This window comes from Rossellomorea vietnamensis, from assembly GCF_001305855.1.
Taxonomy (GTDB): Bacteria; Bacillota; Bacilli; order Bacillales; family Bacillaceae_B; genus Rossellomorea; species Rossellomorea vietnamensis_A.
On record NZ_LIXZ01000004.1, the window covers coordinates 157672 to 181644 of the forward strand.

22 protein-coding genes and 1 riboswitch are annotated in these 23973 nt (G+C 44.3%); of the genes, 16 read left to right on the plus strand and 6 right to left on the minus strand.

Annotated elements, in window-relative coordinates; translation table 11 throughout:
* Positions 1-146 precede the first annotated feature (146 nt).
* Positions 147-1046: a Gfo/Idh/MocA family protein gene (locus AM506_RS07045; RefSeq protein WP_060671780.1), complete on the minus strand. Its 900-nt coding sequence runs from the start codon at positions 1044-1046 to the stop codon at positions 147-149.
* Between the two features lie 176 nt (positions 1047-1222).
* A riboswitch (purine riboswitch) is annotated at positions 1223-1326 on the plus strand.
* 134 nt (positions 1327-1460) lie between these two features.
* Between AM506_RS07045 and AM506_RS07050 the strand changes: the two genes are divergently transcribed.
* From AM506_RS07050 to AM506_RS07070, 5 genes are all read left to right on the plus strand, one after another.
* Positions 1461-2324: a 5'-methylthioadenosine/S-adenosylhomocysteine nucleosidase gene (locus AM506_RS07050; RefSeq protein ID WP_060671781.1), complete on the plus strand. Its 864-nt coding sequence runs from the start codon at positions 1461-1463 to the stop codon at positions 2322-2324.
* A gap of 109 nt (positions 2325-2433) precedes the next feature.
* Positions 2434-3219 (plus strand): SDR family oxidoreductase, encoded by a 786-nt coding sequence (locus AM506_RS07055; RefSeq protein ID WP_060671782.1) that lies wholly within the window; start codon positions 2434-2436, stop codon positions 3217-3219.
* 194 nt (positions 3220-3413) lie between these two features.
* A complete protein-coding gene (locus AM506_RS07060; RefSeq protein WP_327205523.1) occupies positions 3414-4256 on the plus strand; it encodes a TRM11 family SAM-dependent methyltransferase in 843 nt (280 codons plus the stop codon).
* A gap of 270 nt (positions 4257-4526) precedes the next feature.
* Entirely contained in the window at positions 4527-5558 is a 1032-nt protein-coding gene (locus tag AM506_RS07065; protein ID WP_060671783.1) for a fatty acid desaturase, read from the plus strand.
* Positions 5559-5635: 77 nt separating this feature from the next.
* Positions 5636-6109: a response regulator gene (locus AM506_RS07070; RefSeq protein WP_060671784.1), complete on the plus strand. Its 474-nt coding sequence runs from the start codon at positions 5636-5638 to the stop codon at positions 6107-6109.
* A 127-nt stretch (positions 6110-6236) separates the two neighbouring features.
* Here the strand turns inward: AM506_RS07070 and AM506_RS07075 are convergent, their stop codons facing one another.
* The 3 genes from AM506_RS07075 to rluF all read right to left on the minus strand — a co-directional run bounded on the left by AM506_RS07075 (position 6237) and on the right by rluF (position 8744).
* Positions 6237-7235 carry an inorganic phosphate transporter gene (locus AM506_RS07075; protein WP_060671785.1) on the minus strand — a complete coding sequence of 333 codons (999 nt, stop codon included), beginning with the start codon at positions 7233-7235 and terminating at the stop codon, positions 6237-6239.
* Positions 7236-7249: 14 nt separating this feature from the next.
* Positions 7250-7867, minus strand: coding sequence for a DUF47 domain-containing protein (locus AM506_RS07080; protein WP_060671786.1), 618 nt, complete (start codon positions 7865-7867; stop codon positions 7250-7252).
* Between the two features lie 169 nt (positions 7868-8036).
* Complete coding sequence (gene rluF / locus AM506_RS07085; RefSeq protein ID WP_060671787.1) at positions 8037-8744, minus strand: 23S rRNA pseudouridine(2604) synthase RluF; 708 nt, start codon at positions 8742-8744, stop codon at positions 8037-8039.
* Positions 8745-8922: 178 nt separating this feature from the next.
* On the opposite strand from rluF, the gene AM506_RS07090 reads away from it, so the two are divergent.
* The 3 genes from AM506_RS07090 to AM506_RS07095 all read left to right on the plus strand — a co-directional run bounded on the left by AM506_RS07090 (position 8923) and on the right by AM506_RS07095 (position 10396).
* The gene (locus tag AM506_RS07090; protein ID WP_060671788.1) at positions 8923-9684 is read left to right on the plus strand and encodes a MerR family transcriptional regulator; all 762 of its coding nucleotides are present in this window, start codon (positions 8923-8925) and stop codon (positions 9682-9684) included.
* Positions 9685-9781: 97 nt separating this feature from the next.
* Complete coding sequence (locus AM506_RS22035; RefSeq protein WP_082386265.1) at positions 9782-9928, plus strand: DUF3934 family protein; 147 nt, start codon at positions 9782-9784, stop codon at positions 9926-9928.
* Between the two features lie 267 nt (positions 9929-10195).
* Complete coding sequence (locus AM506_RS07095; protein ID WP_034762311.1) at positions 10196-10396, plus strand: cold-shock protein; 201 nt, start codon at positions 10196-10198, stop codon at positions 10394-10396.
* Between the two features lie 78 nt (positions 10397-10474).
* Here the strand turns inward: AM506_RS07095 and AM506_RS07100 are convergent, their stop codons facing one another.
* A complete protein-coding gene (locus AM506_RS07100) occupies positions 10475-10687 on the minus strand; it encodes a hypothetical protein (RefSeq protein ID WP_060671789.1) in 213 nt (70 codons plus the stop codon).
* Between the two features lie 244 nt (positions 10688-10931).
* On the opposite strand from AM506_RS07100, the gene AM506_RS07105 reads away from it, so the two are divergent.
* From AM506_RS07105 to AM506_RS07145, 8 genes are all read left to right on the plus strand, one after another.
* Positions 10932-11132, plus strand: a complete 201-nt coding sequence (locus tag AM506_RS07105) for a cold-shock protein (RefSeq protein ID WP_060671790.1) — start codon at positions 10932-10934, stop codon at positions 11130-11132.
* 423 nt (positions 11133-11555) lie between these two features.
* The gene (locus tag AM506_RS07115) at positions 11556-13001 is read left to right on the plus strand and encodes a DEAD/DEAH box helicase (RefSeq protein ID WP_060671792.1); all 1446 of its coding nucleotides are present in this window, start codon (positions 11556-11558) and stop codon (positions 12999-13001) included.
* A gap of 117 nt (positions 13002-13118) precedes the next feature.
* The gene (locus tag AM506_RS07120) at positions 13119-13985 is read left to right on the plus strand and encodes an AraC family transcriptional regulator (RefSeq protein WP_060671864.1); all 867 of its coding nucleotides are present in this window, start codon (positions 13119-13121) and stop codon (positions 13983-13985) included.
* Positions 13986-14159: 174 nt separating this feature from the next.
* Complete coding sequence (locus AM506_RS07125; protein ID WP_060671793.1) at positions 14160-15176, plus strand: LacI family DNA-binding transcriptional regulator; 1017 nt, start codon at positions 14160-14162, stop codon at positions 15174-15176.
* 143 nt (positions 15177-15319) lie between these two features.
* Positions 15320-17428 carry an amylo-alpha-1,6-glucosidase gene (locus AM506_RS07130; RefSeq protein WP_060671794.1) on the plus strand — a complete coding sequence of 703 codons (2109 nt, stop codon included), beginning with the start codon at positions 15320-15322 and terminating at the stop codon, positions 17426-17428.
* A 56-nt stretch (positions 17429-17484) separates the two neighbouring features.
* Positions 17485-18738 carry an ABC transporter substrate-binding protein gene (locus AM506_RS07135; RefSeq protein WP_060671795.1) on the plus strand — a complete coding sequence of 418 codons (1254 nt, stop codon included), beginning with the start codon at positions 17485-17487 and terminating at the stop codon, positions 18736-18738.
* 154 nt (positions 18739-18892) lie between these two features.
* Entirely contained in the window at positions 18893-19792 is a 900-nt protein-coding gene (locus tag AM506_RS07140) for a carbohydrate ABC transporter permease (RefSeq protein WP_060671796.1), read from the plus strand.
* A 15-nt stretch (positions 19793-19807) separates the two neighbouring features.
* Entirely contained in the window at positions 19808-20638 is an 831-nt protein-coding gene (locus tag AM506_RS07145; protein WP_060671797.1) for a carbohydrate ABC transporter permease, read from the plus strand.
* 127 nt (positions 20639-20765) lie between these two features.
* On the opposite strand, the gene AM506_RS07150 is transcribed toward AM506_RS07145, so the two are convergent.
* A complete protein-coding gene (locus AM506_RS07150; RefSeq protein ID WP_060671798.1) occupies positions 20766-23933 on the minus strand; it encodes a bifunctional cytochrome P450/NADPH--P450 reductase in 3168 nt (1055 codons plus the stop codon).
* Positions 23934-23973: the final 40 nt, after the last annotated feature.

A 23973-nucleotide genomic window follows, 5' to 3' on the forward strand; every position in this document is an offset into this window, starting at 1 on the left:
ACATTTATATACAAAAGCCCAAATGGTATATCACTTGGGCTTTTGTATGATTATCGCTACTATTATTGGAGGGGAAATCAGCAAGTCTTTAGGTTACTTCCCGATTTGAGTAATCCCGTATTACAAGCTGCTCCCCTATCGTTCCATTACTCGATCATTCCCACAATTCTTTCGCAAATCTCATGGGTGATCAAAGAATCCCCGATGGAAGGGTCGGTTTCTTGCCCTTTTTCCACACATTGGATAAAGTGATCCACCAGATCATAGAAACCCCGTTTATATAAAGTCGGTTCCCAGTCACCAAAAGAAGAAATGCTCTTCTCTTTGTTATGATAGTGCGTCGTTTCAACAAGGCTGTTGACGACATACTTATGATGTCCGGCAGAGTATTCAATGATTTCTTCCGTCACACCACCATCACGGTTCATGATGCCGACGGCCGTGCAGTCGTCACCGATGAGCTGGATGATGAGGTGATGGAGGAGGTCCCCTTTTTTAAGGAATTGAACCTTTACATCCAACACGTCTGAATCCATCAGGAAACGCAGGGTATCGACGACATGGATGAAGTCTTCGACGATGAATCTCCTTGGCTCGTCCGGTGCTTTGAATCGGTTTTTCTGCATTAATACGAAGTCTGGTTTCCCATGGTCTCTCAGTTCTTTCACTTTGGGAATGAAGCGCCTGTTGAACCCGACCATGGCGATCTTGCCCTTTTCCTTCGCAAGTTGGACGATTCGTTCCGTTTCATGGAAATTCAACGAAATCGGTTTGTCTATGTACACATGAATGCCGTTTTCAAGAAGCGTTTCCGTGATCTGAAAATGGGCCTCTGTAGCGGTACTGACGAAGGCTGCGTCAATACTTGCAGCAATCAATTCCTCTACATTCTGTACCCTTTCTTTGATTCGATATTTTTCAGCCATGCTGAGCAGTGTTTCTTCATTTCTCGTGCAAAGGACCAATTCAATTCCTTCTTTTTTTGATAGAACAGGAAGATAGGCTTTTTTCGCAATATCGCCTAATCCGATAAGACCGATTTTCACAAGATTCACCTCATCTTTTTTCTTTTATTATAGTATTCTACAATAAGATTTCAAATGTAACGCTTTCAATCTGAAAAAGAGGTATTTTCTAAAACACGAACGATTATATAATTTTTAAAATTAAAATTCGTATTTTGATTGATTTAAATGAGAGGGTTTGTTATAGTAACACCGTACCACCATTACATATCGTTACTCGTATATCCTCGGTAATATGGTCTGAGCGTTTCTACCTGGTTCCCATTATAAGAACCAGACTACGAGTTGAAGTATTCGGTTTTCGGCCTGTTTGCCGTCTTTTTCGTTTACTTTGACTATTGAGACCTGGAGGGTAGATGCATTCTGCCATGACAGGTCTTTTTCTTTTGACCGAAATCAACGGGAGCCAATCATCCAGAAAAGGGAGAGAGACAAATGAAAAAGAAAATCGCATCACTCGCAGCAGTATCTGTACTAGGTTTATCATTATTTACGGGGTGCAGTTCAACGCACAAAACGGAAGCGAAAGATAAAAAGGAAGAGCAGCCGATCCTGATTCAGGGACCGATGCCCATTGAAGCTGAAAAATTCGCTGGAAAACTTAAGAATGTGAAGGAAGAAACATCCGGCTCATTCGTTTTTTATAAAGGAACACTGGACGATTACCCGGTCATCGTCGCAAAGACTGGTAAAGGAATGGAGAATACAGCCGCAGCCACGGCAGTCGCCATTGAAAAATATGATCCAGCAGCCATCATCAACCAAGGGACATCAGGTGGCCACGATCCGGCATTGAATGTTTTTGATATTGTTCTCGGTGAAAGAACCGTCAATCTGGGCTCGTTGAAAACCGGAAGCAGAGCAGATGAAGAAGGAATCGATCCAACAGCATGGAAGCCGATGGACCTGATGGCATCTGAAGGAAGTGCCGGGGAAGACCCAGATGCAGAAAAAATCCGTTATTTCGATGGTGACGAGGCACTGCTTGCGGCTGCTAATGCCGTAAAGGACACATATAAAGAAGGCAAGGTGGTCGAAGGAACAATCGGTTCTGCAGACGTGTGGAATAACGAAGTCGACCGTATCCAATGGTTCCACGATAAATACGGAACATCCGTAGAGGAAATGGAAGGGGCAGCGGCGGCACAAATCGCCGGTGCATACGACGTGCCATTCCTTGGAATCCGTATATTGTCTAATAACAAGACGAACGGCGGAGCATACAATCCTGACACAGCTACTGCGAACCAAGGGTATGTGTATGAAGTAGTGAAAGAGTATATTAGAGAGATGGAGTAATTCATCATGAGGGACCGGCCATTAGCCGGTCCCTTTTAAATTGAAAAAGTTTTACTGATTCTGTTAAAGGGAAGAACATATTATACTAGAACGCCGAGGAGGAAACAGAATGAGTAAAACAATTTTCATTACTGGCGCGGGAAGCGGTCTCGCCAAGGGAGCGTCTCTTGGTCTTGCCAAGAAGGGCCACCGTGTCATTGCGACGACAGAACTTACCTCTCAAAAGACTGATCTAATGAGAGAAGCGGATGAACAAGGATTGAATATGGAGGTATTTAAGCTTGATATAACAAATGCAAGGGACCGCGAGCAAATCTCGAAGTATGATTTTGATGTTTTCGTGGCGAATGCGGCTATCAATGAGGGGGGACCACTTGGTGAAGTGCCGATGGACCGGTTTCGTGCCCTGTTTGAAGTGAATGTCTTCGCTACCCTGGAAACGGTTCAGCAGGCGGCCCGAAAGCTCGTGAAGAAAGGAAGCGGGAAAATCGTGTTCATGAGTTCTATGGCCGGGATCTCAGCAACACCATATGTTGGGCCGTATACGGCAACCAAACACGCCATTGAAGGGATTGCCCAAACCTTGAAGTCCGAGCTTGAAGAATTTGGAGTGAAAGTTGCCACCATCAATCCAGGTGCCTTCGAAACCGGATTCAATAAGCGGAGCGGGGAAGAAATCTGGAAATGGTTCGATGATGAGAAGAATTACACGAGAAAAGAAGATATTCTCGAACAGCAGAAGGGCTTGGAAGACCAGTTCGATCCTGAGGATATGATCCAAAAGATGATTGAAATCATCCCTGCTGAAAATCACAAATTCCGTACGGTTTACCCCGAAGAAACGGAAAGACAGTTGAAACAGACTCAGGCAGAGCGTTGGGAAATGGAGATTTAACTCCATTTCAATGAAAGGGAGGGAACCTGGAGAAGGCTCCTTCCCTTTTTGTGTTACAATGATGAAATGCAACATCTCATTTTGTACATCATACGGAGTTGGTCATAATAGAAACGAAAAACTATTTATATACGTATTCATGGGAACCGAACGAAGAATCCCTATGTGCACTGGAAAGACGCACATTGTTTGGGGTGAATTCGGAATCCAGTGTTCTTGAAAGCACGGTGAAAATAGATCCCAGCAGGAGTCCTTTTATTCGGGAGAGGCTTGAAGTCATTTGTGAAGGTTCTGAATTTGAAGAATTACTGAAAGAAATACACCGATTGGAAGCAGTGGATGGATTCAAAGTCGTGTTCGTACAGAATCCCGATGTCGACAGAGTAGGTTTCAAGAAACTGAGAAGAATCGAAAAGGAAGTCGGGCTTCACCTGAAAGGCGAAGCAGAACTAGTCAATCCTGACATCTGGTATGGAGTCCTCAACACAGGTGACCGCTGGGTGTTTGGGCATTATATGAAAAACGAAGCCGTTTGGCTGCACCACGTGAAAAAGCCACATAGTTACTCCACAGCTTTGAGTACCCGTGTAGCAAGAGCTGTCGTGAATATTGCGGCTCCCGAAACGGAAGGGATCAAAATGATCGATCCTTGCTGTGGGATCGGGACGGTACTTGTAGAAGCCTTGTCCATGGGGATTGATATTGTGGGCAGTGACCGCAACCCATTGATCCTCGATGGAGTGAGGGAGAATATCGATCATTTTGGACTCCAAGGGAATGTGTCATTAAAAGACATCAATGATGTATCGGGGAGTTACGATGTCGCGGTCATTGACCTGCCATATAATCTCTGCTCCGTCATAACGGAAGATGAACAACTGGAAATGCTGAAGAGTGCGAGACGATTCGCTGATAAGGTCGTGATCGTGACGTTGGAAGATGTAGATAGCAACGTTGGGAAAGCGGACTTCGATATTATCGACCGTTGTGAAGTAAGTAAAGGAAGATTTGTCAGACAAATATTGGTGTGTTCGTAATGAGTGTGGGAGTTTGTTCCCGCGCTTTTTTTTATGACACTTTTTCACCAAAACAAGAATATATTTCTTTTTGCCAATAATAATAAAGTTAAGTGAACGGTTGGCTGAATGAGAGGAAGTCAGGATTATCAACGGTTCCGGGCAATGAAAACGCATGACATTTTCTCCCTTATGACATTTGTCATGCCCAGCATATGACACCTACTACTAACATGATGATTCCTCTTATCCTATAATGAAATCAACGCCTTAAACGAAGGGAATAATGACATGACAAATATAAAAACGCTGAAAAAAGAAGTTGCTCCTTATGAAAAGTCTACAACGAAGGAAAGTGTATGGCAGATGATCAACACGCTTGGACCATTCTTTCTATTATGGTTCCTTGCGTATCAAAGTCTGTCAGTATCATACTGGCTCGCACTCGTACCAATCGTGATTGCCGCAGGATTCTTGACGAGGATCTTCATTATCTTTCATGATTGCACCCATTTCTCTTTCTTTAAAAGCCGTAAAGCCAATCGGGCAGTCGGAACGGCCATGGGTGTCCTGACACTGTTCCCATTCGATCAGTGGGGACATGATCATGCCGTCCACCATGCGACAAGTGGAAATCTGGATAAACGAGGAACAGGTGATATCTGGACCCTTACCATCGAAGAATATATAGCAGCACCTTTGAAAACACGTTTAGCTTATCGTTTTTACCGTAATCCGTTCGTCATGTTCGTTCTGGGACCGATTTATGTATTCCTTTTGAAAAATCGATTCAATCGTAAAAATGCACGTAAGAAAGAACGCAATAACACGTATTTAGTGAATGTCATCATCGTGGCTCTCATTGCACTGCTTTCTGTCATGCTTGGATGGCAGGAATTCCTGCTCGTACAAGGTTCGATCTTCATGGTTTCAGGCTCGATCGGAATCTGGTTGTTTTATGTACAGCATACGTTTGAAGATTCCTATTTTGAAGAAGACAAAGAGTGGCAGTATGTTTTGGCAGCGGTTGAGGGAAGTTCCTTTTATAAACTTCCGAAAATCATGCAGTTCCTGACAGGGAATATCGGTTATCACCATGTCCATCACCTGAGTCCAAGGGTGCCGAATTACAAGCTGGAACAGGCTCATGTTAACACGGAGCCCTTACAGAATGTACCGACGATTTCACTCGTAACGAGCTTGAAATCTCTTCGCTTCAAATTATGGGATGAAGAAAATAAGACGTTTGTAAGCTTTAGAGGTCTTAAATCCTCAAGGAAATCGAACTCTCGCATTTCTACAGAAGCCAAACCTGAATTATAAACAGAGCCGACTCTCCTTATGAACCTTCATATAAGGAGAGTCTTTACTTGATACGGTGTTAAAAGGAGAGGACGCATATGATTCGCATTGTGATAGCAGAGGATGAAGAATGGGTGTTAGGGACAATAGGCTCGCTCTTGAACCTTGAAGAAGACATGGCAGTAGTGGGGAAGGCGAGGGACAGGGAGCATGCACTGGAACTCATCCACTCCATGCAACCAGACCTCCTTATCCTTAACATCGAACATCTACTGAGGGACGGACCTCTGGAAGTGCTGGAATGTCGACTGCTCGTACTCGCAACATTCCCTAAAGAGGGGAATCTTGAAAAGGTACAGGATGCGGGTGCAGACGGTTACTTATTGAAGGATAGTCCGAGTGAAGAATTGACCTCTTCCATTCGCCGGATGATGGAGGGAACACAAGTATATTCCTCAAAGCTCGTGGAGAAAAAAGAACCTGCATTATACGAAATCCCCCATGCATCCGGACCGGTGAAGAAGAATTATTTTACGATGATCATGGATAAGATGAAGCATCCGACAGGGTGATTAGGTTGGTCAGTCAGCTCCTCACAGAATCTCAGTGGGGAGTTGGCTCATTTTTTTGGTTTTTTTGTCATCATCTGAAACGATAAAAGGAAGTCAGAAGGGGATTCCCTTCTGACTTCCTTTTTTATTAGAAAAATACATTCAAGATATAAAAGAAGATGGCGGCGAGACTTGCCGAGATGGGTAATGTGATGACCCACGTGATCAACATTCTTTGAGCCGTTCCCCACTTTACACCTTTCAATCTGTGAGCGGAACCCACACCAAGGATGGAAGAGGAGATGACGTGTGTCGTACTGACAGGTAAGTGAATCGCCGTTGCACCAAAAATGACGGCTGCACCCGTCAAGTCTGCTGCCACTCCATTTACCGGTCGGATCTTCATGATCTTTCCACCGACGGTTTTGATGATCTTCCATCCGCCGATCGAAGTCCCGAGTCCCATGGCCGTGGCACAGGAAACCTGAACCCACGTCTGTATATCATCGGAGGTTTGATAATTGTTCACGATCAGGGCCATGGTGATGATCCCCATCGCTTTTTGCGCATCATTTGTTCCATGGGTAAAAGATTGAAGGGCCGCGGTCGCAATCTGGATCGAACGGAAATTCCGGTTCGTTTTCGCCAGGTTCCGATTCTTGAAGACGACTTTGAATATGCTATAAATGATAAAACCAATTACAAAAGCCAAAATAGGTGAAAAAATCAACGCCTGAATGATTTTGATGAACCCTTTATAATTCAGTGCAGAGACACCTGCCGCCGCAATGGCAGCCCCTGCAATCGCCCCTATCAACGCATGGGAGGAACTGCTTGGTATCCCGTAATACCACGTCACTAAATTCCATGTGATCGCTGCAAGAAGCGCTGCCAGGATGACAATCGTCCCGTTCTCCAGGGAAAAGGGGTCGACGATGTCCTTGGTGATCGTTTTGGCGACTCCTGTGAAAGCGAGGGCACCAGCGAAGTTCATGACTGCTGCCAGGATGATTGCATGCCGAGGCTTCAGTGCCTTTGTTGATACAGCGGTCGCAATGGCATTGGCCGTATCGTGGAACCCGTTGATGAAATCAAATACTAGGGCTCCCACAACGATAAGTATGGTTAAAATTAAGATTGTATCCATTCCTGCAAGACTCCTTATGCATTCTTCATAATAATGGTTTCAAACGTGTTGGCCACATTCTGGCAATAATCTGCGATTTCCTCAAGCTCCTCATAGATCTCCTTGTATTGAATGATACGGATTGGATCCTTTTCCGTATGAAAGAGATGCTTGATGGATTGACGGAGAATCCCATCACATTTTGATTCGTAATCCTTGATCTTTATGGCATGCTCCCTGATCTGAAGCCATTTTTTTGTAGAAAGCAGTTCGACAGCCGATTCAATCTCATCGGAACATTGGCGGATCGCTTCGACAAACTTCAGCATATATTCGTCTGCCTGAGTGATGGAATACATTTCAAACATAGCGGATGTGTGCTCGAGCCCGTCCAGAACATCATCCATGCTCATAGCAAGTGCCAGGATATCTTCCCGTTCGATCGGTGTGATGAAGACTTTATTCAAGTCCAAAATGACCTCATGCACAAAAGAGTCCCCTTTTGTTTCATAGTCCTTCATCGTACCTGAAAATTCTTTTAAATCACTCACATTATTCAGTTTATAATCAGCAAAATAATGCGCACTCACTTTCAAATTACCAGCTATTTGACTAAGAAGAATAGCGAATTTATCCTTTTTCTTGAAAACCATGCGTTCTCAAACCTCCACAAAATCTAGTTAGAATTTCTAAACTATTTAATAATAGCGTATATTGTCGAAAATAAGAAGAGAAAATCCATTCGTTTTCTGGAAGCGGGACAGGATAAAAAAGGTCCGGTGCTTTGACTGTTGGAAGTCAAGGCACCGGACCTGTCTGTTATTACCATTCCTTCGGTTCGTAATCCAAATCCTGAAACAAGCGCGTCTTCTCTTTCTTGGAAAGATCCCGCCACTGTCCGACAGGAAGATTTCCCAACTGAATGTTCATGATACGAGTACGCTGAAGTCTGTACACCTCATACCCAAGAGCTTCACACATGCGGCGGATCTGTCGGTTTAATCCTTGGGTTAGGGTGATTTGAAAGACATACTTCGAAATCTGTTCGACTTTACATGGCAATGTTTTCGTTCCAAGAATCTTGACGCCCTCTGACATCTGTTTGAGGAAGTCTTCTGAAATCGGGCGGTCAACCGTGACGATGTATTCCTTCTCATGCTGATTTTCCGCACGGAGGATTTCATTGACGATATCTCCGTCATTCGTCAGGAGAATCAAGCCATCGGAGTCCTTATCCAGTCTTCCGATATTAAATATTCGCAAGGGGTGATTAACGAGATCCACAATATTACCCTTGACCCCTTTTTCTGTCGTACTCGTGATTCCGACAGGCTTATTTAAAGCGATGTATACATTATTCCGGGCGACCCTCACAGGGGCACCGCTCACCAGCACATCATCTCCGGGGTTCACTTGGTCACCGATCTTCGCGACCCGTCCATTGATCGTGACCCTGCCTTCTGTGATCAACTTATCGGCTCCGCGTCTTGATGCCTTTCCAGCTTCACTGATATATTTATTAATTCGCATATTCAACACAACCTTATACTCAAAGTGACTATACTAAGAATATATCGGACTGGCACCTTATTTTCAAGGGAATCCGGGGGAAAGGATACCCCCGTCACATTCGGACTTTTTTTCAAAAAAGCCCTTTACATTCACGCTGCGTCAACCTGTAAAGTAAGAATTGTCAGGAGGTGACATCATGGAATATACCGTTAAAAAATTGGGGGAGATCGCTGGTGTGAGCCCGAGGACACTGCGTTATTATGATGAAATTGAGCTTCTTAAGCCGGCAAGGACCAATTCATCAGGATACCGGATTTACGGGCAGGAGGAAGTCGACCGTCTTCAGCAGATCCTCTTTTACAAAGAATTGGGTGTTGGACTGGATGACATCAAGGATATTCTCGATGATCCCGCCTTTGACTCAACACTTGCATTACGGGAACACCGGGAAAAGTTACTGAACAGACGCGACCAGCTTGATCAACTGATTGCGAATGTCGATAAAACATTGCGTGGAAAGGAAGGGAGAATCACTATGGGGGATAAAGAAAAATTTGAAGGATTCAAACAGAGTATGGTGGAAGAGAATGAGAATAAGTATGGGAAAGAAGTGCGGGAGAAATATGGTGACAAGAGAGTGGACGAATCCAACGCGAAAGTTATGAACATGTCACAGGAAGAGTATGAAAAAGTCACGGGATTAGAGGAGGAAATCAAGAAAACGCTAGGAGAAGCATTTCAAGACGGTGACCCTGGAAGTGAGATGGCACAGACAGCGGCTGATCTTCACAGGCAGTGGATTTCCTTCTATTGGGGGCATTACAGCAAGGAAGCTCATGCTGGACTCTCTCAAATGTACGTGGATGATGAACGGTTCAAGGCTTATTATGATGCAGAACAAGACGGTATGGCCGAATTCCTGCGGGATGCGATCCACATTTATACCGGGCAGAAATAAGAAGTGGAATAAACAAGAAGTACACTGCTACACTAATCCGTGTTATGATATGGAGACGAACTTGAAAGAACGAACCTGATCATAACGGAGTGAAAAAATGAGTAAACCTAAGAAAAAGAGCGGAACTGGCCAGGGCACCGGCAAGAAAGGCTGGAACCGGTGGCAGGCAGGCGCCAATAAGAAAAAGAGCAACAAGCCTTATACGAGTAAAGGTGTAAAACACGGGAACAAGCAGGAAGATTAAGAATTCACGTCCATTTCCTTTGGGGAGTGGGCTTTTTTTCTGCTTCTCTCTATATAATGGTGTTTGGAAATCACTGTTCAATAACCCATTTTAAAAAAATGATAAAAATAGATTTGCTTTTTTTACGATTTCCTGTTATTCTAAGAAAGAATTATTTTTGTTCGGTCTGTAAGGAATGAAAGTATTTAAACTTTTCGCCTTTGATATCTAATTGAGCAATAATAGTAATAAATCGTGGATGCAACATCCACACAGGAGGATACACACATGCAAGAAGGTACAGTAAAATGGTTTAACGCAGAAAAAGGTTTCGGTTTCATCGAAATCGAAGGTGGAGAAGATGTATTCGTACATTTCTCAGCTATCCAAGGCGAAGGATTTAAATCTTTAGACGAAGGTCAAAAAGTTTCATTCGAAACTGAGCAAGGTCAACGCGGACTTCAAGCGACTAACGTTAACAAAATCTAATTGCTTTAAAAAGAAGGACTCTCTTTTGAGGGTCCTTTTTTATGTAAAAAAAGATGCCTGCAATGAGGCATCAACACGTTATGTTAAAGCGTATTTTATAATTCCCTGGATGTAGATGGAGGATTCCTTCGATGTACATTCCCTGATCTTGATCTTTCCCTCTCTTTCTAATTCAGCTGCCACCTGTTCGATGGTTTCTGCTTCTTCTCCCGATTGCACAGGAAGTTCGATTGTGAAAAAGTTTCCGCGACTTGCTTGACTCAGCGTTTTGAGTAATGTGTTTTTATTCATTGGGCCATCCCCTTTATATCTTTACTTTCGACATAGGGGCGGGATATTCCTTTATGTAGAGAGTTTGTAGGTGGATTTTCGAACAGATTTGCTTTTTTTGAGATTATCTGTTATTCTTAGTAAGAATTATTTTTGTTCGGTCTGTAAGGAAAGAATAAGTTTTAAACTTTTCGCCTTTGATATCTAACTTGAGCAACGATAGTAATAAATCGTGGATATAACATCCACACAGGAGGATACACATATGCAAGAAGGTACAGTAAAATGGTTTAACGCAGAAAAAGGTTTCGGTTTCATCGAAATCGAAGGTGGAGAAGATGTATTCGTACATTTCTCAGCTATCCAAGGCGAAGGATTTAAATCTTTAGACGAAGGTCAAAAAGTTACATTTGACACTGAGCAAGGTCAACGTGGACTTCAAGCGACTAACGTTAACAAAGCGTAATAGCTTTTGATGAAGGGACTCTCTCAGGAGGGTCCTTTTTTTATTGGGAGTGAAAATCTTAGGGCGGGGTTGTGTGGGGGCTGAACGAGCCGCCTTCGCTTTAGGTTTCATCCAGCTCCGGCGGCTAGAGGCTCGAGGTCCTAAGCTAAATAGGCCAGGAAGGCAAAGAGCGCCTTCCCAGCCTATTCATCTTATGCTTGTCGCCTCTGAACGATCCGCCTGCGCTTTAGATATAAAAAGGGACCGACAGCGTTCGTCGGTCCCGGAGACAACATGTTACAAGTTAAAAATGGTTAGGTAAAGCATAACACACTATTGGGGGATTACCTAAATAAATTTTAAAAGAATTTTAAAAGGGTATTTTTCATTGAATAGAATCGGCGCTTTCCTATGAAAATAAGAAAAAATAAATGAGGTTATGATATGTCAGATAAACAATTTATGGATTATCCGCTCAGTGAAGAGATTGTAAGGGCGCTGTCCGGTTTAGGATATGAAGCTCCTACAGAAGTACAGTCCAAGGTACTCCCACTTGCTTTGGAGAAAAAAGATCTTGTTGTCCGTTCCCAAACGGGGAGTGGAAAGACGGCTTCTTTCGGGATTCCCCTATGCGAGATGGTGGAGTGGGAAGAAAATAAACCACAGGCGCTGATTTTGACTCCGACACGGGAGCTTGCGGTACAAGTCAAAGAAGACATCACGAACATTGGAAGATACAAGCGGATCAAGGCGGCAGCAGTATACGGAAAATCTCCTTTTCACCGCCAGAAGCTTGAGTTGAAGCAGAAAAATCATGTCGTCGTCGGAACACCAGGACGTGTCCTCGACCATATTGAAAAAGGGACCTTTCCTCTGGATAAACTTAGGTACCTTGTCATTGATGAAGCCGATGAAATGCTCAACATGGGTTTTATCGATCAGGTTGAAGCGATCATTCAGGAACTGCCATCTGATCGTGTGACGCTGACATTCTCCGCCACACTTCCAGAAGATGTGGAGACACTCTGCCATAAATATATGAAGCAGCCTGTTCATATTGAAATCAAGGCAACGGGCATCACGACGGATAAAATCGAGCATTCAGTTCTCGAAGTGAGAGAAGAGGATAAGCTAGCCCTTCTGAAAAACGTGACGACCGTAGAAAACCCGGATAGCTGCATCATCTTTTGCCGGACGAAGGAAAATGTGGATACATTATGTGAAGAGTTGGACCGGTCAGGCTACCCTGTGGATAAAATCCATGGCGGCATGATCCAGGAAGCCCGTTTCGAAGTAATGGACGATTTCAAGAGGGGAGATTTCCGATACCTGGTGGCAACGGATGTGGCAGCACGGGGGATCGATATCGAGAACATCACCCACGTAATTAATTATGATATTCCCATGGAGAAAGAAAGCTATGTACACCGTACCGGGAGAACGGGGAGAGCTGGTCAGACAGGAAAAGCGATCACTTTCTGCACACCATATGAAGAGAAGTTCCTTGGTGAGATTGAGGAGTATATAGGATTTGTGATCCCGAAGCTTGAGGGCCCTACACAGGATGCCGTGGCTGATGCGAAAAATGAGTTTGAACGGAAGCTGGATGAGGAACCCGATTTTAAAATGGACAAAAGTCAGCAGCTGAACAGAGACATCATGAAGCTCTATTTCAATGGCGGGAAGAAAAAGAAAATCAGGGCGGTTGATTTTGTCGGAACGATTGCGAAAATTGATGGGGTGACGGCTGAAGACATCGGAATCATCACAATCCAGGAAAACCTGTCGTATGTGGAGATCCTCAATGGAAAAGGACCGTTGGTATTACAAGCCATGAAGAAAACGACGGTAAAAGGGAAGATGCTCAAGGTACATGAAGCAAGGAAATAAATGAAGTGGCCTTCTCATGTGAGGAGGTCTTTTTTTAACATCCTGCAACATATGGCACGATATGTCGGGTTGATTCCTTTCATTCTTGCTATTCTTATGAAGAAGGAGGTCATGGAAATGGATACATTGAAGACAATGAATGACGCTTTACAATATATTGAAGAAAACCTGACGGAAGAAATAAATTATCAAGAAGTGGCAAAGCGTGCCTATTGCTCGGAATATCACTTTAAACGGATGTTTTCGTTCCTTGCAGGGATTTCACTGTCGGAATATATCCGACGCCGACGTTTGACCCTGGCAGCCCTTGAGCTGCAAAACGGAGATGTAAGGGTGATTGATATAGCCTTAAAATATGGCTACTCATCTCCCGATTCCTTTACGAGAGTGTTTCAAAAAATGCATGGGATCACTCCGTCACAAGCGAAAGGCCATTCACTCAAATCATTTCCACCGATGACCTTCCAGTTATCCATCAGAGGAGGCAATGAAATGAATTATCGAATCGTAGAGAAAGAACCGTTTTCCATTGTTGGCATTATGAAGCGGGTGCCGATCATGTTTAATGGGGTTAACCCTGACATTGCAGAAATGTGGCGGAGCCTGGATGAGAAAATGATCAAGAGGTTAAAAAGTTTGTCTAATGTGGAACCACAAGGATTGATTAGTGCATCCGTCAACTTTTCCGAAGGCAGGATGGAAGAGAAGGGGGAACTTGATCATTATATTGGTGCAGCCACAACGGAGGAATGCCCCGCAGGCTTATCGAAACTTGATGTCCCTCGTCTAACTTGGGCTGTATTTGAAGCGGTCGGACCATTTCCGCACACATTGCAGCAGGTATGGGGGAGAATCTATTCCGAATGGTTTCCAACTTCAAGCTATGAACAAGCAGAGGGACCGGAGATATTGTGGAATGAAAGTAAAGATGTTAAGTCTGATTCATTTAAAAGTGAAATATGGATACCAGTCAGGAAAAAGTGAGGAAGAAGCAGCGAATTCGTTTGGATTCGTTGTTTTTTTATTGTGGTCGACATTTATATTTAGGGAGGAATCCTGGAAAGTTACTAACGTTATAGAAAAATAATATTGTAATCGCTTTCAAACTGTTGTACTATTCAGATAAAGGAAATCCGAAACGTTTTGGGAGATGTGCAAGTGACGACGATTAAAGATATTGCAAGAGTAGCTGGGGTGTCCGTTACAACGGTGTCAAGAGCGTTGAATGGTTACTCGGATGTCAATGAAGATACGAGAAAGAAGATCGCCCAAGTGGCAAAAGAGTTGAATTACAGCCCGAATTCCATTGCACGGAGTCTGGTGATGAAGAGATCGAAAACGATTGGATTACTCGTTTCGGGATTCACGAAGGAAAGTGTGAAGGATAATTTTATTGTGGAAGTTCTTGCGGGCATTAATGAATTTGTATCAGGTTCTGATTACGACCTTGTGTTATTTAATACAAATTCATCGAAGCAGCGAGAAAAGACCTACACACAGCTTTGCAAGGAAAGAAGAGTGGATGGAGTGATCATACAGGGAATCAGAACCGATGATCCTTATTTACATGAAGTGGTGGAAAGTGATATCCCCTGTGTATTGATCGATATTCCTCTTGAGTCTACGAATGTAAGTCATGTGACAACGGATAATGTGTTGGGGGCTGAAAAGGCTGTCCGGCATTTAATCGATCAGCGCCACAGGAACATCGGGATGATCAATGGGCACGAGTTTGCGTTTGTCAGTCAGCAGCGGCTGGAAGGTTATCATGCCGCCTTGCGTCAAGCACAAATACAAAGTAAAGCCGACTACATCGTAAACGGTGCTTTTACTGAAGAAAGCGGAAGGGTAGCAGCACATGGATTGCTTTCATCAAACCCGGAAATCACAGCCCTCTTTTGCGCCAGTGATTTAATGGCCATCGGGGCAATGAACGCTGCAAAAGAGTTAGATATTAAAATCCCGGAAGATCTTTCGATTGTTGGATATGATGATATCCTGCTTGCTTCGTATGTAAGCCCGAAGCTTACGACCATCCAACAAAATAAATTTCAATTGGGCTATGAAGCTGCGAAATTATTATTGGACTTGTTAACGAATCAATCTGAAACCCATCGAATGGTGCTGGAAACAAAGTTGATTGAGAGGGAAAGTACGAACTGTATAATCGAATAATAGTTGGTGTGTAATCTCAAGCACCAGCCATTATTCGGGAGCAAATCCGAAACGTTTTGGGTGAAATGGATATATTTTTTTACACTTTTTCCAAAACGTTTCGGAAATCGTTAAAACAATGTGTAAAAGTAGGAGGAACCGATATGAATTACAGAGTGATTAAAGAAAACAACTTATTTCTTCTTACAGATGAACAGGGAGATATCACTTCAGAGCATAGTTACGGGTTGGGTTTATACAAGAATGATACGAGGTATTTAAGCAAGTTAAATGTGAAAATCAATAATCAAAAACCGATTCTATTACATTCTGATGGATCTGAAAATTATATGTCTACGATTCTATCGACAAATCCCCACCAGGAAGAGGAGGGCAATCTTATTCTGTGGCGAGAATCCGTCGAGATTGAACGTAAGCGCTTTATTTATGATGACGTTTTATATGAAACGATAAAAACAAAAAACTATTACCCAAAGCCGGTCTCGTTTGAGTTGAGTATAGAAGTCGATGTGGACTTTAACGATATGTTTATCGTACGCGGCTTCCAAACGGGAAAGGTAGGAAAACGAACCGGACAGAAAGTGGAAGATCAATCCCTCATCTTCCAATACGAAGGGGCAGACGGTATCAATCGCGCGACCAACATTCACTGGGATGCAGAGGCGAAACATGTGAATGAAACCGGAGAGGTCACATTCCAAGTGGAGATTCATCATGAGGAAGAGCAATCCATTACATTTATGATCGTGCCCTTGGAAAATGAGGAAACGAGAGATGATATCTTACCTGTCGAAGAGGCTCTACAAAGATTAAGAGTGTCTTATAAAGAATGGTCCGCTGGGTTAACAAAGGTAGAAACCGATCACGAACCGCTTCAGCGTCTGGTGGACAGAGGATTATCAGATCTTAGAGTGTTATTGAACGACACTGGATACGGAAAGTTTCCTGTAGCTGGCCTACCTTGGTTCGGGGTTCCATTTGGTCGGGATAGTCTTATTGCGGCGCTGCAAATGATCGCCTTCCAGCCACAGGTTGCAAAAGGTACCCTGTTCACGATGGCGAGCGAGCAAGGAACGAAGATGGATCCCTGGAGAGACGAACAACCAGGGAAGATCATGCATGAAATTCGCTACGGAGAGCTTGCAAATACGAATCAGATTCCGTTCACGCCTTATTACGGGACGATTGATGCCACTCCGTTATTCCTTGTCCTTCTAACGGAGTATGTGAAATGGACAGGGGATTTCGGCACATTCCAAAGACTTTCTGACAACGTAAAGAACGCGTTAAAGTGGATCGATCAATATGGAGATCGGGATGGAGACCTCTTCCTTGAGTATCACCAGGAATCTTCCAAAGGAATTGCCAATCAGGGCTGGAAGGATTCCGGGGATTCCATCGTTCACCGAAACGGAGACTATGCGGATACGCCGATTGCCCTGGTAGAGGTCCAAGGCTATGTGTACCAGGCAAAACGGGGACTGGCTGCCATTTATGAAGCACTTGAGGACCATGAGACAACTTCCAGATTAAAGGCAGAAGCGAAAAATCTCCAAGAGCGATTTGAACAGGAGTTTTGGATGGATGACCTTGAATTCTACGCCATTGCTCTTGATCGAAAGAAAGAAAAGGTAGGTACGATTACATCGAATCCAGGTCATGTGTTGTTTTCCGAGATAATGACAGGTGATCGCGCTGAAAAAGTCAGTCAAACATTAACAGGTGACAGCATGTTCTCCGGTTACGGAATCCGTACGATGGGGAAAGGGGAAGCTGGCTATAACCCGATGAGCTACCATGATGGAAGTGTCTGGCCTCATGATAATAGTATGACTTTGCTCGGATTAAGCAAGCTGGGATTAACGGCTGAAGCCAAGAAGGTCATGAGTGGGCTGATTGAGGCGTCCCATCATTTCGAATACGACCGTCTTCCCGAATTATTCTGTGGATACGAGTCAACAATCGGAAAGGCAGTAAAGTATCCTGTCGCATGTTCTCCGCAAGCATGGGCAGCAGGGACACCTCTTGTGTTTGTTCAATCTTTATTGGGGCTTTTCCCGAACAGCCTTCAAAAAGAGATCCATTTACATCCGATTTTACTCAATGGGATGAATACCTTGACGGTTCAAAATATAGCGATTGGTGATGGAGTGCTTTCTCTCTCCGTGGTGCGAAATGGGGACAAAGTAGAGACCACGATTATGGAAAACTCAACCGGCTATGACATTGTTAAAGAAAAACAAACAGTTTAGGTACACCTGGGAATAAGCTTCCTATTTTTTATAAATCAATAAAGGGGTTGGAAGAAATGGTGAAAATGAAGTGGATGGCGAGTTTAGGAATGACGACGATGTTAGTGGGGTCAGTGCTTGCAGGCTGCAGCGGTTCGGATGAGAAAGCAAGTTCAAACGGCGGGGAAAATGGTGAAAAGGTCGAAATTACCCTCGCAGGCTGGGGAGGGAATCCTTCAGAGCAAAAGCTCCTGAAGCAGACACTTGCTGACTTTGAAGAGAAGCATCCAAATATCGATGTGAAGCACGAAGTCATTTCTGAGCAGTACATGGATGTCTTGAAAACAAGACTAATCGGTGGAGAAGGGCCGGATGTCTTCTATCTTGATGCCCTGGAAGCACCTGCCCTGATTGATACCGGGGTTGTTGAACCACTGGATGATTATGTGACGGAAGACTTTGATGTGAAAGATTTCGAAAAGCCGATGCTTGAAGCATTTCAAGTCGATGGAAAAACGTATGGATTTCCGAAAGATTACAGTACTTTAGCGCTCTTCTATAATAAGAAGATGTTTGAGGAGGCGGGTGTCGAAGTTCCGAAAACATGGGAAGAACTCCGGGAAGTTTCAAAAGCACTTACGAAAGATGGCGTCTATGGATTTGGTGTGGCTCCTGAGCTCGCCCGCCTTTACCACATCGCCCAGGCAACGGGTGGGGAAGTCGTGAAGGATGATCAAGCGAACTTTGCTTCTGATAAAGTGGTGAATGCCCTTCAGCCAATCATCGACCAGCATAACAAAGACAAAACCTCTGCTCAGGCTTCAGAAGTGGGAGCGAACTGGGGTGGAGAAATGTTCGGTCAAGGAAAAGCGGCCATGGTCATCGAAGGAAACTGGGCGATTCCATTTTTAGAGGATACATTCCCTGATGTAGAATACGGAACGGCTGAATTACCGACCATTGATGGAAAAAAAGGAACAATGGCTTACACGGTAGGATATGTAATGAATGCTGCATCTGAAAAGAAGGAAGCTTCATGGGAATTGATTTCTTATCTGACAGGTAAAGAAGGAATGGAAACTTGGACGTCCAAAGGTTTTGCCCTTCCGACACGGAAGTCAGTTGCTGAAAAATTGGGGTATGACAAAGATGAATTACGGGGTGCCCTCGTATCAGGAGCACCATATGCAACAGTTTGGGCAGAAGGAAAGAATCTGCCGATCATCATGAATAACTTTAACAACCAGTTCATCGCAGCCTTCCTCGGAGACCGCCCATTGGATGAAGCTCTGAAAGAAGCACAGGAACAGGCAAATAGCGAAATTCAATAATCTTTCTAAAGGTACCTGGCACTCATGATGGTGTCAGGTACAACTTTACCATTGACTGTATTCTTTCTTTTTAGGTCTTGGCTTTTAGACCTTGGCGGAAAAAATACAGGTAATCGGTGTAGTCTAACGAGACAGAGAGAAAGTAGGGATAAGAATGAACAAACCATCTTCAAAAAAGAGATTAAAAGATGCAGGACAAGGATACTTATTTATGTCACCGACACTGCTGGTATTAGCCGTGTTTATCATTGGACCGATTCTATACGCCATTTTTTTATCCTTTCATAAAGTTCAACTCCTTGGTGATATGAGTTTCGATTTTGTGGCTTTCGACAATTTTACCCGGATCATGGAAGACAACCGGGCCATCATTGCATTGAAAAACACAGCCAAATATGTGCTGATCGTAGTTCCGACCCAAACCTTCCTTGCACTGGTATTAGCTGCCACGTTAAATGCAGGTTTAAAGGGTGAGAAGCTGTTCCGGATTGTCTACTTCTTGCCGACGTTAACGTCTTCAGCCGTATTGACCCTGATCTTTATGTGGATGTACAACAAAGAAGGGTTGATCAATAACGTGTTAGATAAAGTCGGTTTGCCCACCTACAATTTCCTTGGGGATCCCGATATAGCCTTGAATGCCATCATGCTGATGAATATTTGGGCGACGGCTCCGTTTTTCATGGTCATTTATCTTGCTGCCCTTCAAGATATTCCCGACTCGTTATACGAAGCCGCTGAACTGGACGGAGCGAATGCCATTCAGAAGTTCTTCTATGTGACGGTTCCGTTTCTCAGACCGGTTACATCTTTCGTCGTGATCATGGGAGTCATCGGCACATTCCAGTTATTTGATCAATCGTATATCTTCTCAGGTGGATCCGGGGGACCCAATAACTCGACGTTAACGGTCGTGCTCTTAATCTATCAATACGCGTTTAAATCATTGGGATCCATGGGATATGCAGCGGCCCTTGCCTTTGCACTAGCTCTCATCATCCTGGTGGCCACCTTGATACAACGGAAATTCTCTAAAGAAGAATCACTCTATTAATGGGGGGACTAAAGCATGAATTCAAAGAAAAAGACGTTCAGTAAACGTCTCCTGTATATTGTCTTGATTGGCTATGCCATCACGACCCTGATCCCATTCCTTTGGGCACTGTCTTCTTCATTTAAAACGCTGGAAGAAATCATAAGCGGGACAATGAACTTCATACCAAAGAATTTCACTTTAGACAATTATAAACAAATCTTCATCAAACAAGAGTTGTTTCCAAGATGGCTGTTCAACAGTCTGTTCATTGCTGTAGTCGGTACCGGGTTGAATATCATTTTTAATTCTATGTCGGGTTATGCCTTGGCAAGGTTGAGCTTTCCAGGAAAAAAGGCACTGTTCATCATGATCCTGGCTGTCCTGATGATCCCTGCACAGGTCACCATGATCCCGAACTACTTAATTTTAAAGGAAATCGGATGGCTTAATTCGTATCAAGGGATGATCGTACCGGCCATGATCAATGCGACCTTCATCTTCATGATGAGACAATTCTTCATCAATTTCCCAAAGGAACTGGAAGAGGCTGCCCAAATCGATGGTCTCAGCCGTTTCGGTATCTTCTTTAAAGTGGTATTGCCATTGGCAAAACCGGCCCTGGCTGCCCAGGCAATCTTTGTCTTTATGGGCTTTTGGAATAACTTCATGACTCCATTGATCGTCATGACCGATACAGAAATGTATACCTTGCCGTTAGGGTTGAACACCTTCAAAGGACAGTATGTCAGCTATTGGAATTACATCATGGCAGCATCAATGGTGTTTACACTTCCCGTTCTGTTGTTGTATGCATTCTTTAATCGGTACTTTATTAAGGGGATTTCGTTTACAGGGGGGAAATAGCATTTGGGGGAGCTTCTGAAGCGGAAGCTCTCTTTTTTGAGTTAATTGTGGTACATATAAGTTGCCATGACCGAATCAATTATGATGACTAAAAAAGCGAACCCTATAAGGATTCGCCTCTATTAAATCAAGCTCCAGCCCAAACATCCTTCGCGTATCGACCATCCTCTTCCAATGATCTCATCCATCGATCTGCTTCTTCTTTCGATGTTTGATAGATACGCATGTAGCTTTCTACCAGAGTCTGCTCGACATCTGGAGCCATTTTACTTCCGTCACCACAAATGTATAGACGCCCGCCATTTTTTAATAACGGCAGGATATCTTCTGCATTTTCTGCCAGTCGGTGCTGGACGTATGCTTTTTCTTGACCAGGGCATCTTGAGAATGCCGTGTGAAGTGTGACGATTCCTTCTTGTTCCGCACTCTCCAATTCGTCCTGGTACAGGTAATCGTGCTCAGGATTTCGGCAACCGAAGTAGAGTTGTGCTTCGCCGAGTGATTTTCCCTGCTCCTTCAGAATGCTTCGTGCCTGGATGAATCCTCTGAATGGTGCGATTCCCGTTCCAGGTCCGATCATGACAATCGGAGTTTCCGTATTCTCAGGCAGCTGGAAGTTCGATTGTGGTGTGTTGATGAAGCAGGCGATTTTGTCTCCTTGAGATCGCTCTGCCAGGTAGTTGGATGCGATTCCTTTGTATTCACCATGTCCGCTCCAGGCATCTCCACGGACGACGCTGACGGTGATGGTTGCTTCTCCGTTTTTATATAAAGGTGAGCTTGAGATTGAATAATAGCGTGCCTTTAATGAAGGGAGAAGTGCAAGGAAGCTTTCAAACGGTATTTCACATGCCATGTACTTTTCCACAAGATCGAGCATCGTTATTCGTTTACTTAATACTGCCTCTTTATACGTCTCATCCTTCAGTAATTCCTCGAGCTCAACGACGTGAGGAGGGCAGACGGTGTGAGCGGCAAGAGTCCTGATTTGAGAACGTGTAGCGGGTTCTTGGAACTCTACATAATTGGCCAGTAATTCATAAAGTTTTACAGGCTTTTCTGTAGGGAGGTGCGCCGCTTTACCTGAATCGCCTGTTAAGGTAACGAAATCCTGTCCGTTCAGGTTGAATCGACTGAGCACTCGCTCGACAATAGACGATGGATTTTGCGGAAGGACCCCGATATGATCGCCTTCCTTATAGGTAACACCTTCTGGAAGAGAGAGGGCGATATGTCTTGTGTTCCTGCCACTTTCTGCGTGTTGTAACTCTGTATTCTCATTCACCATCGCTGTAAAGGCATGGTGAGTGCGAGCAAGCGGTGTGTCACTCACATCACTGACGTAGTTCATTGTAATCGAGCTGTTTGATTGATCATTCTGATGGAGTTCGATGTTTAAGTCTTCAGCCAGTTTCGGCCAAAGAGTCTCCGCCCATTTTTCATAATCCCCTTCAAAGTCATCGCTTGCATCACCATGCCCGATTTTCGCGATGCGGTGCCCGCCTTTTTCAAATAGCTGTTCATCTATGAAGTTAGGGATCCTTTGATACGTAGTAGCCCAGTTATGGTCACCACATCCGAACACTGCGTAATGGACACCTGCAAAGTCATCAGACTCACTTTCTTTCAGCATGGAAATGAATTTACCAGCATTGTCAGGTGGGTTTCCGTTGTAGGAAGCAGAGACTAAGATGACCGCTCCTTTGGTTGGGAGTCCATCACTGTACTCATCTAAGGAAGCTATCTCTGTCCGGAATCCTTGTTGACGGCCAGTTTCCCCTAGATCCCGGGCGATTCCTTCCGCCGTTCCCATGTTTGAACCATATAGGACGAGTAAGGGGGTGCCGTGGGATGATTCTACCTCGATAGGTGAAGTCGCTTTTTCCGGTTTTGTTTCTTCAGACGAAGCAATGGAAAATGACATGGCCGGCTTACGGGGTGTGACCCGCATCGTTAATCCATCGGGCTTGAGAGTCAAGGTTTCTTTGACATCGAGTTGATAGTTTTGATGATCGATCAGGTCAAAGTGCTGCAGGACCATGCCGAGCACCAGTGTCGCTTCATGAAGGGCAAACTGCTGCCCGATGCAGGCACGCTGGCCATTTCCAAACGGTTTGTACGCGTGATAGGGAATGGAAGATGGGTCCTCGAAGCGTTCAGGAATGAATGCTTCCACGTCATCCCCCCAGACGGATGAGTCCCGGTGTAATTCAGGAATGAGCAAAGTGAATACATCATCTTTTTTGACATCATATTTGCCCTCAAGAGTGGTGTCGTTTTTCGCATACACAGAAAATGCAGGAGCGGTAGGCCACAGACGCAGGGTTTCATTCAGGACCATGCGGACATACTTCAACTGTTTCACCTGTTTATAATCAGGAATGGCATCGCCAACAACGCTGTCGACTTCCTCTTGAGCCTTTTTCAGTTTTTCCGGATGGTTCATCAAATAGTAAAGGGCGAAGGAGAGGAGTCCGCTTGTTGTTTCGTGACCTGCAATCAAGAAGGTAATGATTTGAAAGCGGATGTTTTCGTCACTGAGTGCCTCGCCTGTTTCAGGATCTGTTCCTTTCAACATATAGGAGAGGAGGTCATCTTCCCCTTGATCCCCGTTTGCCTTGCGGTCGGCAATCAAATTGTCGACAAGGGAGAACATGTACTCAATGTCTTCCCTGAATTGTTTTTTCGATTTGATCATCAGTTTATCTTGAACGCCGAGGCGCTGTGATTGGTTCATCGCTTCATCCAGAGCCCGGACCATACTGTCGACAAAGGGGTGGGAAGTTTCTCTGTAGAAGCTGTTGAAACGGTAATTGAAACCGCAGAGCCCGATGGTATCCAGGGTCAGACGGGTCATATCCTCAGGGACATCGATTTCATCTGCAGGATTTAAGCGCGCCCATTTTTGGATGAGCTGGGTGGCGAGATCCACCATCTTTGAGTGGTACCCTTTCATGGCCTGCTGGCTGAAACTTGGCAGTAAGATATTATGTGCCTTCTTCCAGTTAATCTCTTTCGTTTCACTGGTGAAAAGTCCGTCTCCACCGAAGGCTCTCACTTTTTGCAGGGCAGGTCCGACTTTTTTATCAAAACGGGTTTCATCGCATATTTCTTTTGCAAGGGAAGCACTTGAAACGAAGGTGCTCATTCTGCCTGGAAATTGGAACTGATAGATTGGCCCCAGTTCCCTGGCAAGTTTCATAAATGATTGTAGTGGTTTTTCTTTATCGATTACGGGCAAATTCCCGAGTGGTCCATATGTTTTCGGTTGTGGATATTGAGATTGATGTGTCATGGTTCCTTCACCTCGTATAATGGTTTGATTGGTTGTGCGG

What these genes read in the sequence shown, in the direction of transcription:
- AM506_RS07050 (WP_060671781.1), top strand. Translation starts at nt 1,461, where the DNA reads ATGAAAAAGAAAATCGCATCACTCGCAGCAGTATCTGTACTAGGTTTA.
- AM506_RS07055 (WP_060671782.1), top strand. Translation starts at nt 2,434, where the DNA reads ATGAGTAAAACAATTTTCATTACTGGCGCGGGAAGCGGTCTCGCCAAG.
- AM506_RS07065 (WP_060671783.1), top strand. Translation starts at nt 4,527, where the DNA reads ATGACAAATATAAAAACGCTGAAAAAAGAAGTTGCTCCTTATGAAAAG.
- AM506_RS07070 (WP_060671784.1), top strand. Translation starts at nt 5,636, where the DNA reads ATGATTCGCATTGTGATAGCAGAGGATGAAGAATGGGTGTTAGGGACA.
- AM506_RS07075 (WP_060671785.1), bottom strand. Translation starts at nt 7,235, where the DNA reads ATGGATACAATCTTAATTTTAACCATACTTATCGTTGTGGGAGCCCTA.
- AM506_RS07080 (WP_060671786.1), bottom strand. Translation starts at nt 7,867, where the DNA reads ATGGTTTTCAAGAAAAAGGATAAATTCGCTATTCTTCTTAGTCAAATA.
- rluF (WP_060671787.1), bottom strand. Translation starts at nt 8,744, where the DNA reads ATGCGAATTAATAAATATATCAGTGAAGCTGGAAAGGCATCAAGACGC.
- AM506_RS07090 (WP_060671788.1), top strand. Translation starts at nt 8,923, where the DNA reads ATGGAATATACCGTTAAAAAATTGGGGGAGATCGCTGGTGTGAGCCCG.
- AM506_RS22035 (WP_082386265.1), top strand. Translation starts at nt 9,782, where the DNA reads ATGAGTAAACCTAAGAAAAAGAGCGGAACTGGCCAGGGCACCGGCAAG.
- AM506_RS07095 (WP_034762311.1), top strand. Translation starts at nt 10,196, where the DNA reads ATGCAAGAAGGTACAGTAAAATGGTTTAACGCAGAAAAAGGTTTCGGT.
- AM506_RS07100 (WP_060671789.1), bottom strand. Translation starts at nt 10,687, where the DNA reads ATGAATAAAAACACATTACTCAAAACGCTGAGTCAAGCAAGTCGCGGA.
- AM506_RS07105 (WP_060671790.1), top strand. Translation starts at nt 10,932, where the DNA reads ATGCAAGAAGGTACAGTAAAATGGTTTAACGCAGAAAAAGGTTTCGGT.
- AM506_RS07115 (WP_060671792.1), top strand. Translation starts at nt 11,556, where the DNA reads ATGTCAGATAAACAATTTATGGATTATCCGCTCAGTGAAGAGATTGTA.
- AM506_RS07120 (WP_060671864.1), top strand. Translation starts at nt 13,119, where the DNA reads ATGGATACATTGAAGACAATGAATGACGCTTTACAATATATTGAAGAA.
- AM506_RS07130 (WP_060671794.1), top strand. Translation starts at nt 15,320, where the DNA reads ATGAATTACAGAGTGATTAAAGAAAACAACTTATTTCTTCTTACAGAT.
- AM506_RS07135 (WP_060671795.1), top strand. Translation starts at nt 17,485, where the DNA reads ATGGTGAAAATGAAGTGGATGGCGAGTTTAGGAATGACGACGATGTTA.
- AM506_RS07140 (WP_060671796.1), top strand. Translation starts at nt 18,893, where the DNA reads ATGAACAAACCATCTTCAAAAAAGAGATTAAAAGATGCAGGACAAGGA.
- AM506_RS07145 (WP_060671797.1), top strand. Translation starts at nt 19,808, where the DNA reads ATGAATTCAAAGAAAAAGACGTTCAGTAAACGTCTCCTGTATATTGTC.
- AM506_RS07150 (WP_060671798.1), bottom strand. Translation starts at nt 23,933, where the DNA reads ATGACACATCAATCTCAATATCCACAACCGAAAACATATGGACCACTC.